Annotated in this window: 15 protein-coding genes; 8 read left to right on the forward strand and 7 right to left on the reverse strand. The window is 39.0% G+C overall.

All coding sequences use genetic code 11. The annotated features are described in order from the left end of the window. Positions 1 to 69 precede the first annotated feature (69 nt). On the forward strand, positions 70 to 1,404 hold the full coding sequence (locus CDW55_RS11805) for a trigger factor (RefSeq protein ID WP_088469975.1): 1,335 nt from the start codon (positions 70 to 72) through the stop codon (positions 1,402 to 1,404). Between the two features lie 73 nt (positions 1,405 to 1,477). On the opposite strand, the gene CDW55_RS11810 is transcribed toward CDW55_RS11805, so the two are convergent. Genes CDW55_RS11810 through CDW55_RS11820 form a run of 3 tightly spaced genes read right to left on the reverse strand, consistent with a single transcriptional unit; the run spans position 1,478 to position 3,645 of the window. After that, positions 1,478 to 2,122 carry an MgtC/SapB family protein gene (locus CDW55_RS11810; RefSeq protein ID WP_088469976.1) on the reverse strand — a complete coding sequence of 215 codons (645 nt, stop codon included), beginning with the start codon at positions 2,120 to 2,122 and terminating at the stop codon, positions 1,478 to 1,480. A 24-nt stretch (positions 2,123 to 2,146) separates the two neighbouring features. Next, entirely contained in the window at positions 2,147 to 2,731 is a 585-nt protein-coding gene (locus CDW55_RS11815) for a DUF3109 family protein (protein WP_088469977.1), read from the reverse strand. Between the two features lie 5 nt (positions 2,732 to 2,736). Then, positions 2,737 to 3,645, reverse strand: a complete 909-nt coding sequence (locus CDW55_RS11820) for a DUF6427 family protein (protein ID WP_088469978.1) — start codon at positions 3,643 to 3,645, stop codon at positions 2,737 to 2,739. Between the two features lie 42 nt (positions 3,646 to 3,687). Between CDW55_RS11820 and CDW55_RS11825 the strand changes: the two genes are divergently transcribed. Further along, positions 3,688 to 3,918 carry a hypothetical protein gene (locus tag CDW55_RS11825; RefSeq protein WP_088469979.1) on the forward strand — a complete coding sequence of 77 codons (231 nt, stop codon included), beginning with the start codon at positions 3,688 to 3,690 and terminating at the stop codon, positions 3,916 to 3,918. A gap of 78 nt (positions 3,919 to 3,996) precedes the next feature. On the opposite strand, the gene CDW55_RS11830 is transcribed toward CDW55_RS11825, so the two are convergent. The 4 genes from CDW55_RS11830 to CDW55_RS11845 are packed head-to-tail and all read right to left on the reverse strand — an operon-like array spanning position 3,997 to position 6,668. Next, on the reverse strand, positions 3,997 to 4,431 hold the full coding sequence (locus tag CDW55_RS11830) for a universal stress protein (protein ID WP_088469980.1): 435 nt from the start codon (positions 4,429 to 4,431) through the stop codon (positions 3,997 to 3,999). Positions 4,432 to 4,486: 55 nt separating this feature from the next. Beyond that, complete coding sequence (locus tag CDW55_RS11835; RefSeq protein ID WP_088469981.1) at positions 4,487 to 5,095, reverse strand: fumarylacetoacetate hydrolase family protein; 609 nt, start codon at positions 5,093 to 5,095, stop codon at positions 4,487 to 4,489. Positions 5,096 to 5,138: 43 nt separating this feature from the next. Then, positions 5,139 to 5,903: a 3'-5' exonuclease gene (locus CDW55_RS11840; RefSeq protein WP_088469982.1), complete on the reverse strand. Its 765-nt coding sequence runs from the start codon at positions 5,901 to 5,903 to the stop codon at positions 5,139 to 5,141. A 51-nt stretch (positions 5,904 to 5,954) separates the two neighbouring features. Then, on the reverse strand, positions 5,955 to 6,668 hold the full coding sequence (locus CDW55_RS11845; protein WP_088469983.1) for a CDP-alcohol phosphatidyltransferase family protein: 714 nt from the start codon (positions 6,666 to 6,668) through the stop codon (positions 5,955 to 5,957). 114 nt (positions 6,669 to 6,782) lie between these two features. Between CDW55_RS11845 and CDW55_RS11850 the strand changes: the two genes are divergently transcribed. The 6 genes from CDW55_RS11850 to CDW55_RS11875 all read left to right on the forward strand — a co-directional run bounded on the left by CDW55_RS11850 (position 6,783) and on the right by CDW55_RS11875 (position 14,754). Continuing rightward, positions 6,783 to 8,705, forward strand: coding sequence for an LTA synthase family protein (locus CDW55_RS11850; RefSeq protein ID WP_088469984.1), 1,923 nt, complete (start codon positions 6,783 to 6,785; stop codon positions 8,703 to 8,705). A gap of 130 nt (positions 8,706 to 8,835) precedes the next feature. Further along, positions 8,836 to 9,255, forward strand: a complete 420-nt coding sequence (locus CDW55_RS11855; protein ID WP_088469985.1) for a DUF2147 domain-containing protein — start codon at positions 8,836 to 8,838, stop codon at positions 9,253 to 9,255. A 114-nt stretch (positions 9,256 to 9,369) separates the two neighbouring features. After that, on the forward strand, positions 9,370 to 10,353 hold the full coding sequence (locus tag CDW55_RS11860) for a pyruvate dehydrogenase complex E1 component subunit beta (RefSeq protein WP_088470027.1): 984 nt from the start codon (positions 9,370 to 9,372) through the stop codon (positions 10,351 to 10,353). Positions 10,354 to 10,463: 110 nt separating this feature from the next. Beyond that, entirely contained in the window at positions 10,464 to 12,455 is a 1,992-nt protein-coding gene (locus CDW55_RS11865; RefSeq protein WP_088469986.1) for a KUP/HAK/KT family potassium transporter, read from the forward strand. A gap of 89 nt (positions 12,456 to 12,544) precedes the next feature. Beyond that, a complete protein-coding gene (locus CDW55_RS11870; protein WP_088469987.1) occupies positions 12,545 to 13,018 on the forward strand; it encodes a Fur family transcriptional regulator in 474 nt (157 codons plus the stop codon). After that, positions 13,018 to 14,754, forward strand: coding sequence for an OstA-like protein (locus CDW55_RS11875; RefSeq protein WP_088469988.1), 1,737 nt, complete (start codon positions 13,018 to 13,020; stop codon positions 14,752 to 14,754). The genes CDW55_RS11870 and CDW55_RS11875 overlap by 1 nt, the downstream gene beginning before the upstream one ends. The last annotated feature ends 17 nt before the right edge of the window (positions 14,755 to 14,771 follow it).

Consider the following 14,771-nt stretch of genomic DNA (forward strand, 5'->3'; position numbering starts at 1 on the left):
GTATTATATGAATGTTAAAATCTAAAAAATTATTACTATTTTTGCAACCTAAATTTTCAAAACATAACAATGAACGTTACAGCGACAAACCACGATGAAGTAAGCGCGTTACTTACAGTTACGATAGATAAATCAGACTACAAAGATAAAGTTGAAAAACAACTGATCAATTATGCTAAAAACGCACAGGTTCCTGGATTCAGAAAAGGAAAAGTGCCATTGAGCATGGTAAGAAAGCAGTATGAAGCTGGTATCGCTTTTGAAGAAATCAACAAGCAGGTTTCTGATGCACTGAATAACTATGTAAACGAGAACAAACTTAGATTGGTTGGCCAGCCTGTACCACAGCCTGTAGATGACCTTAACCTTAATGCAGAGCAGCTTTCTGTTGCTTTTGAAGTTGGTTACGAGCCAGATTTCACCATCGACTTAAGTAAATATGAAGCGCCACACTATCAGGTAGAAGCTTCTGATAAAGAAATCGGGCAAAGCATCGAAAACATGCAGAAGCGTTTCGCAACTCAGGTTCCACAGGATGCAATTGCTGATGATTCTCACGTAGCGCTGGAAATTAACCAGGTTGTTGAAGAAAATGCAGAAGGAGAGCATAACCACGCTCCAAAATCTGTTGTAATTAATGCAGAGAAAAAAGAAGCTTTCAACCTTGTTAAAGCTTTGAAAATGGATGAAACCGTAAAAGTTTCTAAAGAAGATTTACTGAACAACGAAACTTTGGCTACAGAATTAGGTTTCAGTAAAGCAGAAGTTGAGCACCTTCACCACTATCAGTTAGAGGTGAAAGTTAAAGATTTCTATGGTTTGAATTTGGCAAAACTTGATCAGGATTTATTCGATAAAGTATATGGTGAAGGAAACATTAAATCTGAAGAGGAGCTTAAAGCAAAAGTAAAGAGCGAGTTGGATGAGTATTTCCAGCAAAATGCAGATGTACATTTCGTGAACAAAGTTCTGGAGCAGATCAACGAAAAAGAAGAAGTAAAACTTCCTGAAAATTTCCTTATCAAATTCTTAATGTTCAGCAACGAAAATATCAAGTCTGAAGAGCATGCAAAAGAAGTTCTAGAAGCGGAAAGAAATCAGTTAAAATACCAGATTCTTGAAGGTAAACTGATGAACGATAACGAGATTAAACTGGAGTATGCTGATATCCTTTCTCAAGCGGAGCAGTTGGTGAAAAACCAGTTGGCAATCTACGGAATCCACCATTTATCTGATGAAGAAATTCAGAAATATGCTGTTGAAATGCTGAAAGATCAAGAGCAGGTTCGTCAGATTTCCGCAGAAGTTGGAATGGCTAAACTGAAAGATGTAATCCTGGAGAAAGCAACTAAAAAAGCCACTAAAATCTCTCACGATGAGTTTTTAGAAGAACTGAAAAAGTAATTTCACTTCAATAAATAGAAAATCCGTTCTGTAAATGCAGAACGGATTTTTTTTGTGGAATTCTTATTCAAAATCAGTAGCTGAAATATTCCAGATCACTGTTGCTGAGAAGATAAGTTTCCAGCTTCTGGATATCTTTATTTTTGATGTGAATATCGAGTGTAATAAGAATGCTGTTGTTTTTTTTCTCGAGCGAAATTTCTGAAACATCTTTGGTGATGTTTTTAATTTCCCTGAGAATTCCTTCCTTATGTGAGAAGTTTTCAGCAGAAAGCTGCAGTCTCAGGAGTTTGCTGTGATGCTGCGGCAAAAAATACCTGGTGATATATTCTGCAGAATTAATGATAATAATGGCGGAAATAAGAAAAGTAAATGCAATATAAACCTCACCAAAGCCAATCGACATTCCAATGGCAGCTGCAATCCAAATTACACCGGCGGTAGTGAGTCCGTAAATCGTGAAGCCTTCTTTAAAAATGACTCCGGCACCCAGAAAGCCAATTCCGCTCACAATATAAGAGGCGATTCTCGTGGGGTCGCCATCGCCGGCAAGTTTATAGGAAATAATCGAGAAAAGAGTAGAACCCAGACAAATGACGGTGATGGTTTTCAACCCCGCGGATTTGTCTTTCATTTCCCGTTCGAAACCCAGAATCAGCCCGGCAACGATCGAAATAATGGCTTTATAAACATCTAAAAGTTCAAAATGCTCCGACATTTTTTATTTAAAGATATAATTTTTCTATGAATTGAACTCGCGGTTCCACTCTTCGGCCGCATCGCAAAGCGTGTCGTAAAATTCTTCGCCGTATTTTCTGATCAGTGGTGTTTTCAGGAATTTATACACCGGAACTTTCAGTTCTTTTCCCAGTTCGCAGGCAGGGTTACAGATTTCCCATTCATGATAGTTCATGGCCGTAAAAGTAGAATATTCGGTCACACGTATCGGGTAGAGGTGACATGAAATGGGTTTATGCCAATCTACAGCACCGTCTTCATAAGCTTTTTCGATTCCGCATTTGGTAATTCCTTTTTCGTCGAAAATTACATATGCACATTCTTCGCCGTTTACCATGGGAGTTACAAAATCGCCATCGTTCGGATCGATGGTCCAGGTTCCCTGTTCTTCCAAAGCTTTTATCCCTTCAGGCCTTAAATAAGGTTTTACCTGCGGAAAAATCCTGTCGAGAATCTCGGTTTCGTATTTCTCCAGAGGAGCGCCTACATCTCCTGCAACACAGCATGCGCCTTTGCATTTGCTGAGATTACATACAAATTCTTCAGAAAAAATATCCTCAGAAATTAATTTATCGTCAATTTGAATCATTGTAATTAAATATTAAAGTTATAATAACCCTGGAGTTTGAAAAGGATGAGACTGAAAATAATCAGCCACAATCCGGTTTCCTGCATCCAGTATTTGGGTAAAAATTTCAGCATTCTGCTTAAAATAATGGATGCCGGAAAAGCAAGCAAGAGCAGGTACTCGTAATGTTTCCCCATATACAGCATAATTGTAATCAACTGCGACAGCGAAAAAATCAGCAGAAATGTATATTTGAATTTGCTTGTCGGGCTTTTCTTGTTAAAGTTCCTGAAATGATCCATCACCGCATGAAGCAACATCAAAACTACAGGAAGCAGCCACAGCAAACCTTCGATATTTTCGGAAGGTTTGAAATCTCCGAACGGAAAATAAGCCGGATTCCAGGAATTCATTCCCAGAAAATAGGCAATCCCAAGATAAGAGATTCCCACCAGAAAAATGCCATAAAAAAGCCTGAAAATATGCAAACCAATACGGTCTGAAGTTCCTATAATATGCAAAATCAGAAAGATCGACATCGGCCAGGTGGTCGGCAGAAAAATGAAATTCAGCGCCAATATTGCCCCTACGAGGGGATAAGAATTTTTGCGGACGCTCATGTCCACATTAGTCAGCAGAATCAGAATGATAGAATTGGTAAAAAGAGAAACCGCGATTCCTATATCGAGATCACCGGGATACAGTGCAAAAATAAATGCGGTATATAAAAATAAGGGCAAATGCGTCTGGTAATTCAGGGCAATCGTGTTAAAACAGAAATAGCCCATGGCTACGCCTGCAAAAGTAATTACCGCGGAAAAAAAATCTAAAGTATTGAGGTCGAGAAAGTTGAAGCCGATTACAATTAAAAGTAGTACGCCGATGTAAAATGGTATTGAAAAAATATTGCTTTCTTTTGAAAGTAATCGAAACATTTTTATTAATTTTGTGCAAAGTTAATTTAAAAAAGGAAAATAATGACGTCTTTCTTTCTCTTCTTAAGCGATGTATTCAAGTGGTCTTTCGGTTTGTTTGATGCAGCAGGTAATGTTCTTAACTGGATTCTGTTTCTGGTAGCATCAGCTTTATTTACCTATTGGTGTTATGTACTGCTGGTAACTTTAGGTGGCGACAAAGACAAAGAATATTTTTCACCAACTGAAGGGCATCATCCTTATTACGATCCGAAGATCCACAAAAAAGACTAAAATAATTGATACTTATCTTCATAATAAAATCCCGAAATTTTATAATTTCGGGATTTATAATTTCGTTACTTTCAATTATTAATGGATCGGAATTACAAGCACTGGAATCGTCGAGCGTCTTGTAAGTTCCTTGGTTAAACTGCCCACAAATACATCATAAATTCCGCTTCTTCCGTGCGAACCCATTACAATGTAATCAGCGTTTTTTGATTTGGCATATTCCAGAATAATATCTCCGGCCACACCTTGTTTCAAAAGATGTTCGCAATCCACATCCTGTGCGATAATGCGCTGTTCAATTACATTCAGCCGCAACAACTCATCTTTAATTTCATTTTGCTCCACCTCAGGGAAATACTGGAAGCCCATGTCGCCTATAGCGAAACCAATATCCGCCGGCGCTACATGAATAAGACAGATTTTTCCTTTTGTTTCTTTAGCGAATTTTACGGCACCATCAATAAGTCTGTCGGTTGCGTCTGAAAAATCTACAGGTAATACGATGTTAATCATGATCTTAATTTTTGTTCCTTAAAGTTACAAAAGTTTCTGCAAACGGTCAAGTAATTTACTGAATTCTAAGATCTAATACTTTCTGTTCTTCAAGAAAAGCCTGCAGAATGTCGTTTTCTGCCACTTTTCCAACTCCCTGCGGCGTACCGGTAAAAATAAGATCTCCGGTTTTTAGAGTGAAGTATTGTGATACGAAAGCGATAATTTTTTCCGGAGAGAAAATCATCAATGAAGTGTTGCCGTCCTGAACCTTATCTTTGTTTTTAAGTAAAGAAAAATTCAGGTTCTTCATATCGAAACTGCTCTTTTTATAAAATTCTGAAACTACAGCGCTTCCGTCGAAACCTTTGGCAAGTTCCCAGGGAAGTCCTTTTGCTTTCAGCTGGCTTTGTAAATCCCGCGCCGTGAAATCAATTCCCAACCCTATTTCTTCGAAATAATTCGAAGCTTTGTGTTCCTGGATGTATTTTCCGCCTTTCGAGATTTTCAGCACGACTTCCAGTTCATAATGCACATCATCAGAAAATTCGGGAATATAAAAATCCGAACCTTTCTTTAGGATTGCCGTGTCGGGTTTCATGAAGATTACAGGATTTTCAGGGATTTCATTTCCGAGTTCTTTGGCGTGTTCGGCATAATTGCGGCCGATGCAGATGATTTTCATTCGCTTTAATTTTTATTGATGAATTTAAAGTCTCTAATCATGTTTAGAATTTAGAACGAAGCTGAATTCCCGTTAGGACTTTTTTTGTATACAGAGGAAAATCCGCATTCTGAATCCAGCCGTAATAGCCCAGATCTTTTTGGAATACATCTTTCACCCTTTGTCCTTTATATTTCCCGAAACTGAAAACTTCTTTTCCATCTTCATCGAAAGCAATAAATCCGGCCAAATCTGCAAATTTATGATGCGAGGAAAATTCACTTAATGCCGCGATTTCGTTCGGTAAATCTTCGTAATAACCCACTTGCGCGTCGAGAACTTCAAATGTCGCCAACACATCAGCTTCCGCAGAATGCGCGTTTTCGAGGTCTTTTTTACAGTAGAATTTGTATGCTGCAGTTAAATTTCGGGGTTCCATTTTGTGGAAAATGGTCTGTGCATCAACAAGTTTGAATTTATTCAAATCGAAATCGATACCCGCTCTTAAAAGTTCTTCTGCCAGAAGCGGAACATCAAACCGGTTCGAGTTGAAGCCGCCTAAATCGGTTCCGGAAATCATTTCCATTACTTTTGGCGCAATTTCACTGAATTTGGGTGAGTTTTTCACGTCTTCGTCGCTGATTCCGTGTACCGCTGTAGATTCTTTCGGGATATACATTTCCGGATTTACAAGCCAGGTTCTGCTTTCGCGGGAAGCGTCAGGATTTACTTTCAGGATACTGATTTCAACAATGCGGTCTTTTGCAACGTTGGTTCCCGTCGTTTCCAGATCGAAGACACAAAGCGGTTTATAAAGTTTTAAATTCATGATATTATTTTAAATAAGATAAGGTGGGCAGAAGATTTCGTTCTTCTGAGTTTAACGCAGTTGTTTCTGAAAAACCAGCGAAATCAACATATAATAGAGGATGACCAAAGGAATTCCGACTGTTTTAAAAATAATAAGAATCAGAACCGAGCCGATTAACAGAGCAATTTTTGGGTAATTATCTTCCAGTTTCATGGATTTGAACTTCATCGCGATCATTTTAATGGGCGAAACAAGAAGCCATGAAGAAACCACCGTGAAAAGAATCAGAAGGAGTGAATTTTCGAACAGAAATGAAAAATTTCCGGACTCTAAAAAAGCAAAGTATAATCCGAAAATCAGAATTGTATTTGATGGTGTGTTTAAACCTTTAAAATAATACGTCTGTTCGTCATCAAGATTAAAAATTGCCAGCCTTAAACATGAAAATAAAGTGATGAAAAGGGCAAGATATTTTATTTCAAACGGTAAATTGGTTCCCAAAAACTGGTTTCCGAAAGGCTCTAAAGCTTTATAGATGATAAGTCCGGGAAGCAGGCCAAAACTCACCATATCGGCAAGCGAATCGAGTTGTGCGCCGAGATTGGAGTTCGATTTCAGGGCGCGGGCAATAAATCCATCGAAGAAATCCAGAACCAGAGAAAGAATGATGCAGAAGGCAGTAATCTGGTAATTGCCCGCCAGCAAATGGATGACGCCAATACTGCCCGAAAATAAATTCGCCAGCGTAAATGCATTTGCCAAATTGTTTTTGATAAAATTCATAAGAGCAAAAGTAAGGTTTTTATTAAAATTTTGCCGCCCGGCGAGCCAAATAAACTTAATCCTAACGAAATATGAATTTAATGTAAATTTGCAGCATTGTTTTTTAAAATTAGAATGAAGGAATTTAGATTGCAGGAAATCGGCGTGCTTTTTTACAGGATTTTTCTGGCTTTTGTTTTTTATCAGGTTGCAAGGTTATTGTTTTGGTTCTTTAATAAAAATTTAATCCGCATCGATTCGGCTTCAGATTATTTCACAATCGCTTATCACGGAACCGCGTTTGATACCACAGCAATTCTTTATGTGAATTCGCTTTTTATTCTGCTGAGTTTGCTGCCTTTGGTCATCAATACCAAAAAATATTACCAGAAATTTCAGTTTTACCTGTATTTCGTGACCAACGGAATTGCGTATGGAATGAATTTCGGTGATTTTGTGTACTATAAATTCTCTCAGGCAAGACTTACAATGGCCGCCATGCACGTGGCTCAGAATGAAAAGAATATTGCCAAGGTGTTTTTGGTTTCTGTGGTTGAGCATCCGTTTGTGATTTTATGGTTTATCATTTTAATGATACTCTGGATTTTTCTCTATAAAAAAGTAAAAATTTCAGAAAGTAAGCCTGAAAAAAAAGGGGTTTATTTTGTTTCCTCAGTCGTAAGTTTAGGTGTGGTGGCAGCCCTTGTGGTGGGTGGAATCCGAGGAGATTTCAAACATTCAACGCGGCCGATTAATCTTGTGGATGCGAACCGCCACGTGAAAAATCCGCTTCAGGCCAATGTGGTGCTGAACAGTGTGTTCTCCTTTTTCAGAACCATGAACACCAACAACTTCCGTGAAGTGCATTTTGTGGATGAAAAATTTATCGCACAAAACATACAGCCCTACAAATTATACAAAAGAGAAGGTGTTGAGCCGAAACCCAATGTTGTGATTTTTATTCTCGAAAGTTTCAGTAAAGAATATTCCGGCGCGTTTAATAAAAATACGAAGATTAAAGATTTTGTTTCTTATACGCCGTTTTTCGACAGTCTTGCTACGCAGAGTTTAATTGCGACCAATGCTTTCGCCAACGGAAGGCAGTCTATCCATGGAATGAGCTCGATTTTAGCGGGAATTCCAACTTTGAAAGATGCATTTACCAGTTCGCCTTATTCTAACCAAAAGATACAGTCTGTCGTTTCGGTAGCGAATGATATGGGTTACGATACTTCTTTTTTTCACGGCGCACCGAATGGGTCGATGGGCTTTATGGGATTTGGGAATATTTTAGGTTTCAAACACTATTACGGCAAAACTGAGTATAATAATGATGCAGATTTCGATGGGATATGGGGAATATGGGACGAACCGTTTTTCCAGTATTTCGCGAAGACACTAAATACAAAGAAATCACCTTTTATGGCGACGATGTTTTCGGTATCATCTCATCACCCTTTCAAGGTTCCGGAAAAATACGCCGGAAAATTCAAAAAAGGCCCGCTTGAAATTCATGAACCTGTAGGTTACACCGATTATGCGCTGAAACAGTTTTTCGAAACTGCCAAAAAAATGCCCTGGTATCAGAATACGATTTTTGTGATGGTGGCCGATCATACCAACCAGATTGCATATCCTGAATATGAAAAAGCGATGAACCGTTTTGCTGTTCCGATTCTTTTTTACTCACCGAACCCGAAATATAATCTGAAAGGCGAAATCTCAACGCCCACCCAGCAGATGGATATTTACCCAACTTTAGCCGATTTAATGGGCTATAATAAGAAAATAAGAAGTTGGGGCAGAAGCTTGGTTTCCGATAAAAAAGAAGATCACTTGATTGTTAACTCGAGTGGAGTGGAGCAGTTCATTATTGGAGATTTCATCTACCTTTTCGATGGTAAAAACTTTACCGGAATTTATAAGCTTAATGATTTGGGTTACGAAAACAATCTTCTGGGAAAAATAAATACACCTGAAATTAAGTTGGGCGAACTGAAAGCCAAAGCCTGGTATCAGGATTATATGAACAGGGTGATCAACCGTAAACTCAATTAATATTAAACATTTGTTTAGTTTTAATAATTTCTGTTTTTACTTATAATAGTATGTTCCGAATAATTAAAGATTTGGTGTTTAACTTTTTTTAATTACATTTATCAAACTAAAAATTTAAATATTTTATAAAATGAAAAAAATAATGTTCGCTTTTGTTGCACTGTTTTTCGCAACACTCTCTTATGCCCAAATCGAAGGCAAATGGAAAACCATTGATGATGAAACAGGACAGGAGAAATCAATCGTAGAAATCTTCAAAAAATCCGACGGTAAATATTACGGGAAAGTAACCCAGCTCTTAATAAAACCTGCTAACGCAAATTGTGTAGACTGTAAAGATGACAGAAAAAACAAACCTATTTTAGGAATGGAAGTGGTGCGCGGTCTTAAAAAAGAAGGAAACGAATTTACCGGCGGAACCATTACAGATCCTAAAACTGGCAAAACTTACAAGTGTACCATTACAAGAAGCGGCGATAAACTGAACGTAAGAGGTTACATCGGTTTTTCTTTAATAGGAAGAAACCAAACCTGGCATAAACTGAAATAACAATTTCAAAATAATTTAAAAAAGCAATTCGTAAGGATTGCTTTTTTTATGTCGTTTATCATCTGAAGGTTTGGGAAAAAATCTTTACTTTTGTAATCTAATTTTTCAATGAATATGAAGGAATATACTTTTCGTGAAGTGATTGCACAGGCAATGAGCGAAGAAATGCGTAAGGACGAATCAATCTATTTAATGGGTGAAGAAGTTGCAGAATACAACGGTGCTTATAAAGCATCGAAAGGCATGCTCGATGAATTCGGTCCGAAACGGGTAATTGATACACCCATTGCAGAGCTTGGTTTTACAGGGATTGCAGTAGGTTCTGCAATGAATGGCAACAGACCGATTGTGGAATACATGACTTTCAATTTTTCCCTCGTAGGAATCGACCAGATCATCAACAACGCAGCAAAGATTCGCCAGATGAGCGGCGGACAGTGGAATTGCCCAATCGTTTTCCGCGGTCCTACAGCATCCGCAGGTCAGTTGGGTGCAACACACTCGCAGGCGCTTGAAAGCTGGTTTGCCAATATACCGGGACTTAAAGTAATTGTTCCTTCTAATCCTTACGATGCAAAAGGATTGCTGAAAAGTGCAATTCAGGATAATGATCCTGTGATTTTCATGGAATCTGAGCAGATGTATGGCGACAAAATGGAAATTCCTGAAGAAGAATATTACCTCCCAATCGGTAAAGCCGATATCAAGAAAGAAGGAAAAGATGTGACTTTGGTTTCTTTCGGTAAAATTATGAAACTTGCCATGCAGGCCGCTGAAGATTTGGAAAAAGAAGGGATTTCTGTTGAAGTAATCGACCTTAGAACGGTTCGTCCGCTGGATTTCGATACCATTATCGCTTCAGTAAAAAAGACAAACCGATTGGTTATCTTAGAAGAAGCCTGGCCATTTGGTTCTGTATCTTCAGAAATCACTTACATGATTCAGCAGAAAGCGTTTGATTATCTGGATGCTCCAATCAAAAGAATTACTACTCCGGATGCACCGGCACCTTATTCTGCAGCCCTGTTTGCTGAATGGTTCCCGAAACTTGAGAAAGTGAAAGAAGAAATTAAAAATGCAATGTACATCAAAGCATAAATTTATACTCCCGAAAGGGAGTTTTTTTTGTGCTGTACTTCAGATATTCGTTAAAAAATAATTTCCGAATAGGTTTTTAATCTAAATTTGCGCATTAAATATTTATTAAAATGTCAGACGTAGTAATCGGTGGGCATCATTTCGATACGAAAAAACTTACCGCAATGGGGGTGCTGGTTTCCCTCGGAATTGTTTTCGGAGATATAGGAACTTCCCCTCTATACGTAATGAAGGCGATTGTGAACGCAAGAAAAGAGGGTGGTAACCTGCCGTTTGATGAATATATTGAAGGCGCGCTTTCATGTATCATCTGGACACTCACCCTGCAGACTACATTGAAGTACGTAATCATCGCCCTGCGCGCGGACAACAAAGGCGAAGGTGGAATCCTTTCCCTTTATTCTCTTGTAAAAAGACTCAAGAAAAAATGGCTCTATCTTGTAGCGATTGTAGGGGGCGCAACGCTGGTTGCAGACAGTGTTATCACCCCATCGCTCACGGTAATGTCCGCTGTTGAAGGATTGCAGATTTTCAATCCCGAAACTCCCGTAGTAGCGATCACGCTGATTATTTTGGCCATTGTATTTTTTATTCAGCAGTTCGGAACCTCCTCCATAGGTAAATTTTTCGGGCCGGTGATGGTGGTTTGGTTTCTAACGCTCGGTGTTTTCGGCTCGCTGCATATCTTTGATCATGTTGAAATTTTAAAATCTTTCAGTCCTTACTATGCTTATAATTTAATCACCCATTCGCCCAGCGCGATTGTGATCATGGGTGCAGTTTTTCTTTGTACAACAGGCGCAGAAGCACTGTATTCGGATCTGGGACATTGCGGAAAACAGAATATCCGGGTCAGTTGGGTCTTCGTTAAAATAATGCTGATTTTAAATTATCTCGGACAGGGCGCCTGGCTTCTCGATAATCATCATTTGGTCGCACAGGGCATCAACCCAATGTTCGGAATAATGCCGGTGTGGGCAATTCTGCCGGGGGTTATTCTGGCAACAGCTGCAGCAATTATTGCGAGTCAATCGGTGATCACAGGATCTTTCACCATGTTTTCAGAAGCCATGTCGATCTCTTTCTGGCCTAATCAGCAAATCGATTATCCTTCAGGAATCAAAGGACAGATGTATATTCCACGAATCAACTGGGGTTTAATGGTGCTCTGTTTTATCGTTGTGATTTATTTTCAGCATTCAGAACTGATGGAAGCAGCCTACGGTTTAACCATCACCGTCACCATGCTCATGACCACAACACTGCTTTTTTACTGGCTCAGCAGAAGCAGGGTGAATAAGTTTTTTGCTTTCGGTTTTCTGGTACTGTATCTTTTTATAGAATTAGGATTTTTCTATGCCAACGTAATTAAATTCTTTGATGGCGGTTGGCTTACCATCGTTTTGGGCGGTTTTATCGCTGTATGCATGTATGCATGGTACAATGGAAGACTCATCAAAGCCAAATTTATCAAATTTGTGAAACTGGATCAATATGTACCGATAATTAAAGACCTGAAACTGGATGAAACCATCCCCAAATACGCCACCAATCTTGCGTTTTTGAGTCGTGCAAAAAAAGATGATGAAATTGAGTCTAAGATTATTTATTCGATCCTCCGGAAACAGCCGAAAAGAGCCGATCATTATTTTATTCTGAATATTGTAAACCAAGAGGATCCGTTTACTTTTAAATATACCATCGACGAAATTATGCCCGGAACCATTTACCGAATCAATTTCCTCCTCGGCTTTAAAATTGACAGACGGATTAACGATTACTTTGATCAGGTTTTAGCAGACATGATGGAAGAAGGAAGTATTCCTTCAAGAAGCAGCCATCCTTCTCTGCGGGCATATAATATTCCGCCGGATCTTAAGTATATCATCATCGATAATACCTATATCAATGATACATTACTTACGGTAAAAGAAAAAATGACGCTCAATATTTACAATTTTGTAAAATACATCGGCAGCGACGATTTCAAGGCGTGGGGTGTTTCCGCGCATAATGTGGTGGTAGAATCTGCGCCGCTTCTTGACCAGAAAGTGGTGACAAAGAAACTGCAGCAGGTGGAATTTAGACACTATAATTCTTAAAGATTTAATATTCCTACAGGATTTATTTCCGGAAAACCCTCCGCTTTCATTTAGAATGAAATCGCTAAATTTGTACATAATTTTTTTTGATGGACCCGAAACAGAAAGATCTTAATATAACAACCATAAAAGAAGTGCTAAGACAGTATCTTCTTGAAAAAGGTTTCCGTAATACCCCGGAACGCTACACCATTTTAGAGGAAATTTACTCCATGGAGCATCATTTCAATGTAGATGACCTTTATCTTCTGATGATGCAGAAGAAATACCATGTATCAAAAGCAACCATTTACAATACCATCGAAATTTTTTTGGATGCAGGCCTGATCCGCAAACACCAGTTTGGCGAGAAAACCCTCACGTCATCTTCTTACGAAAAATCTTATTTCGATAAACAGCACGATCACCTGGTTATTTATAAAAAAGATTCAGACAAAGAAATCGAAGAGATTATCGAGTTCTGCGACCCTAGAATTCAGGGGATTAAAGAAGCAATTGAAAACGCATTTGGTGTAAATATTGATTCTCATTCGCTCTATTTTTACGGTACCAAAAAAAATTAATGAAAAACCTTTTCGTTTTATTTCTTTTGATCTGTGTTCAGTTTTCTGCACAGATTGTCACCAGACCTCAGGAACCTTTGGTGAAAGATCCATATTTTGGGACCGCTCAAAATGCAACTCCGGGAGATAAAGTGCGCCTCATCCATTCAGATTTTTTTCAGAAAAATCCCGGCAGGTACAACGGTAATCCTTATTTTTCAGGCAATGTGCAGTTTGAGCATCAGGGCTCGCTGCTCACTGCAGATGAAGTGATTTTTTATGAGGAACAGAATTTCATCAAAGCTACCGGAAACGTAAAGCTTCAAAATGCTGACGGATCTGTAATTACCGCAGGAGAAATGGAGTACGACGGAAATTCCCAGAAAGGAATCGCCAGAAAGAATGTTGTCCTTACAGACCCAAGACAAACGATCAAAACAGAGACTTTGTACTACGACAGGATTTCGAACAAAGCGTATTTCAATACCGGCGGAACCATTTCGGATGCAACCAATGTGATGTACACTAAGTCTGCAACCTACGATCTGGCTACCAAAATGATTGATTTTACAGGAAATGTAAAGATCAACAATCCGGATTATACCGTTGAAGGAACCAACATCAAACAAAATCAGGTGACCAACACAGCAGATTTTTTCGGTCCCACGACGATTACCAACAAAAACAATCCATCAAACCTCATTTATACTGAAAAAGGTTCCTATAACATGAATTCAAAGGAAGTTTATCTGAAGAAAAACTCCAGGATTCATTATAATGGCAAAGTGCTTACCGGCGACGATATGTATTTTAACCAAATCACAGGATTCGGAACAGCCAAAGGAAACGTAACACTTCGCGATCCGGCCGAAAACCGTTATATGAAAGGCGGTTACGGCGAGATCTACGAAAAAAAGGATTCGGCGATGATGACCGACAGGCCTTATGCCGTGAAAATTCTGGAAAAAGATTCCATGTATTTTTCTGCGCAGCGGATCCTGGCTTACCAAAAGCTGGACGCAAACGATCCTTTGAAGAAAAAAAGCTTCCTCAGGGCCTACCGGAAAGCCAGAATGTACAAGTCAAACATTCAGGTTAGAGCAGATTCTTTAAGTTTCAACGAAACCGACGGAATTATGCATGTCTTCGGAAAACCGATTGCGTGGAGTGGTGAAAAGCAGGTCACTGGCGATAAAATTGAAGCCTATTTCGACACCGAAAACGAATACATCGATTCTTTGAAAGTGGTAGGCAATGCGTTCGCCATCAGCAAAGCAGATTCATTAAACTTGAAGGATGAATTCAACCAGATCAAAGGCAAGCTGATGACCGTTTATTACAAAGAAAACCAAATCAGTCTCGCAAAAGTCATCGGTAATGCACAGGCCATTACCTATGCCGATGATACTAACGAAAAAACCAAAGAAACCGAAAGGATAGGAGTTGCGCTTTCTACCTGTGGCACAATAGAAGCGGAGTTTGAGGAAAACAAAGTGCAGATTATTTCCTGTAATGTCGGAGCAAATACCGATGTCTATCCGATGAGTAAAATTGCGAGGGAAAAACGGTTTTTCCCGGACTTTAACTGGAATACCAAAGACCGTCTCCGCAAATGGCAAGACATTTTCCTTGATACACCAGAGTACGAAGAAATAAAGTACGAGCCAGCCGATACCCTCTATAACCAGGCACAGAAAGCCATTGATGATGCCAAGGCAAAAGAGGAGGCGAAGAAACCTAAACGTGTAAGGAAATAGTTTTTATTTGGGCGCCT

The organism is Chryseobacterium sp. VAUSW3 (genome assembly GCF_002205795.1).
GTDB classification, from domain to species: Bacteria; Bacteroidota; Bacteroidia; order Flavobacteriales; family Weeksellaceae; genus Kaistella; species Kaistella yananensis.

What these genes read in the sequence shown, in the direction of transcription:
- CDW55_RS11805 (WP_088469975.1), top strand. Translation starts at nt 70, where the DNA reads ATGAACGTTACAGCGACAAACCACGATGAAGTAAGCGCGTTACTTACA.
- CDW55_RS11810 (WP_088469976.1), bottom strand. Translation starts at nt 2,122, where the DNA reads ATGTCGGAGCATTTTGAACTTTTAGATGTTTATAAAGCCATTATTTCG.
- CDW55_RS11815 (WP_088469977.1), bottom strand. Translation starts at nt 2,731, where the DNA reads ATGATTCAAATTGACGATAAATTAATTTCTGAGGATATTTTTTCTGAA.
- CDW55_RS11820 (WP_088469978.1), bottom strand. Translation starts at nt 3,645, where the DNA reads ATGTTTCGATTACTTTCAAAAGAAAGCAATATTTTTTCAATACCATTT.
- CDW55_RS11825 (WP_088469979.1), top strand. Translation starts at nt 3,688, where the DNA reads ATGACGTCTTTCTTTCTCTTCTTAAGCGATGTATTCAAGTGGTCTTTC.
- CDW55_RS11830 (WP_088469980.1), bottom strand. Translation starts at nt 4,431, where the DNA reads ATGATTAACATCGTATTACCTGTAGATTTTTCAGACGCAACCGACAGA.
- CDW55_RS11835 (WP_088469981.1), bottom strand. Translation starts at nt 5,095, where the DNA reads ATGAAAATCATCTGCATCGGCCGCAATTATGCCGAACACGCCAAAGAA.
- CDW55_RS11840 (WP_088469982.1), bottom strand. Translation starts at nt 5,903, where the DNA reads ATGAATTTAAAACTTTATAAACCGCTTTGTGTCTTCGATCTGGAAACG.
- CDW55_RS11845 (WP_088469983.1), bottom strand. Translation starts at nt 6,668, where the DNA reads ATGAATTTTATCAAAAACAATTTGGCAAATGCATTTACGCTGGCGAAT.
- CDW55_RS11850 (WP_088469984.1), top strand. Translation starts at nt 6,783, where the DNA reads ATGAAGGAATTTAGATTGCAGGAAATCGGCGTGCTTTTTTACAGGATT.
- CDW55_RS11855 (WP_088469985.1), top strand. Translation starts at nt 8,836, where the DNA reads ATGAAAAAAATAATGTTCGCTTTTGTTGCACTGTTTTTCGCAACACTC.
- CDW55_RS11860 (WP_088470027.1), top strand. Translation starts at nt 9,370, where the DNA reads ATGAAGGAATATACTTTTCGTGAAGTGATTGCACAGGCAATGAGCGAA.
- CDW55_RS11865 (WP_088469986.1), top strand. Translation starts at nt 10,464, where the DNA reads ATGTCAGACGTAGTAATCGGTGGGCATCATTTCGATACGAAAAAACTT.
- CDW55_RS11870 (WP_088469987.1), top strand. Translation starts at nt 12,545, where the DNA reads ATGGACCCGAAACAGAAAGATCTTAATATAACAACCATAAAAGAAGTG.
- CDW55_RS11875 (WP_088469988.1), top strand. Translation starts at nt 13,018, where the DNA reads ATGAAAAACCTTTTCGTTTTATTTCTTTTGATCTGTGTTCAGTTTTCT.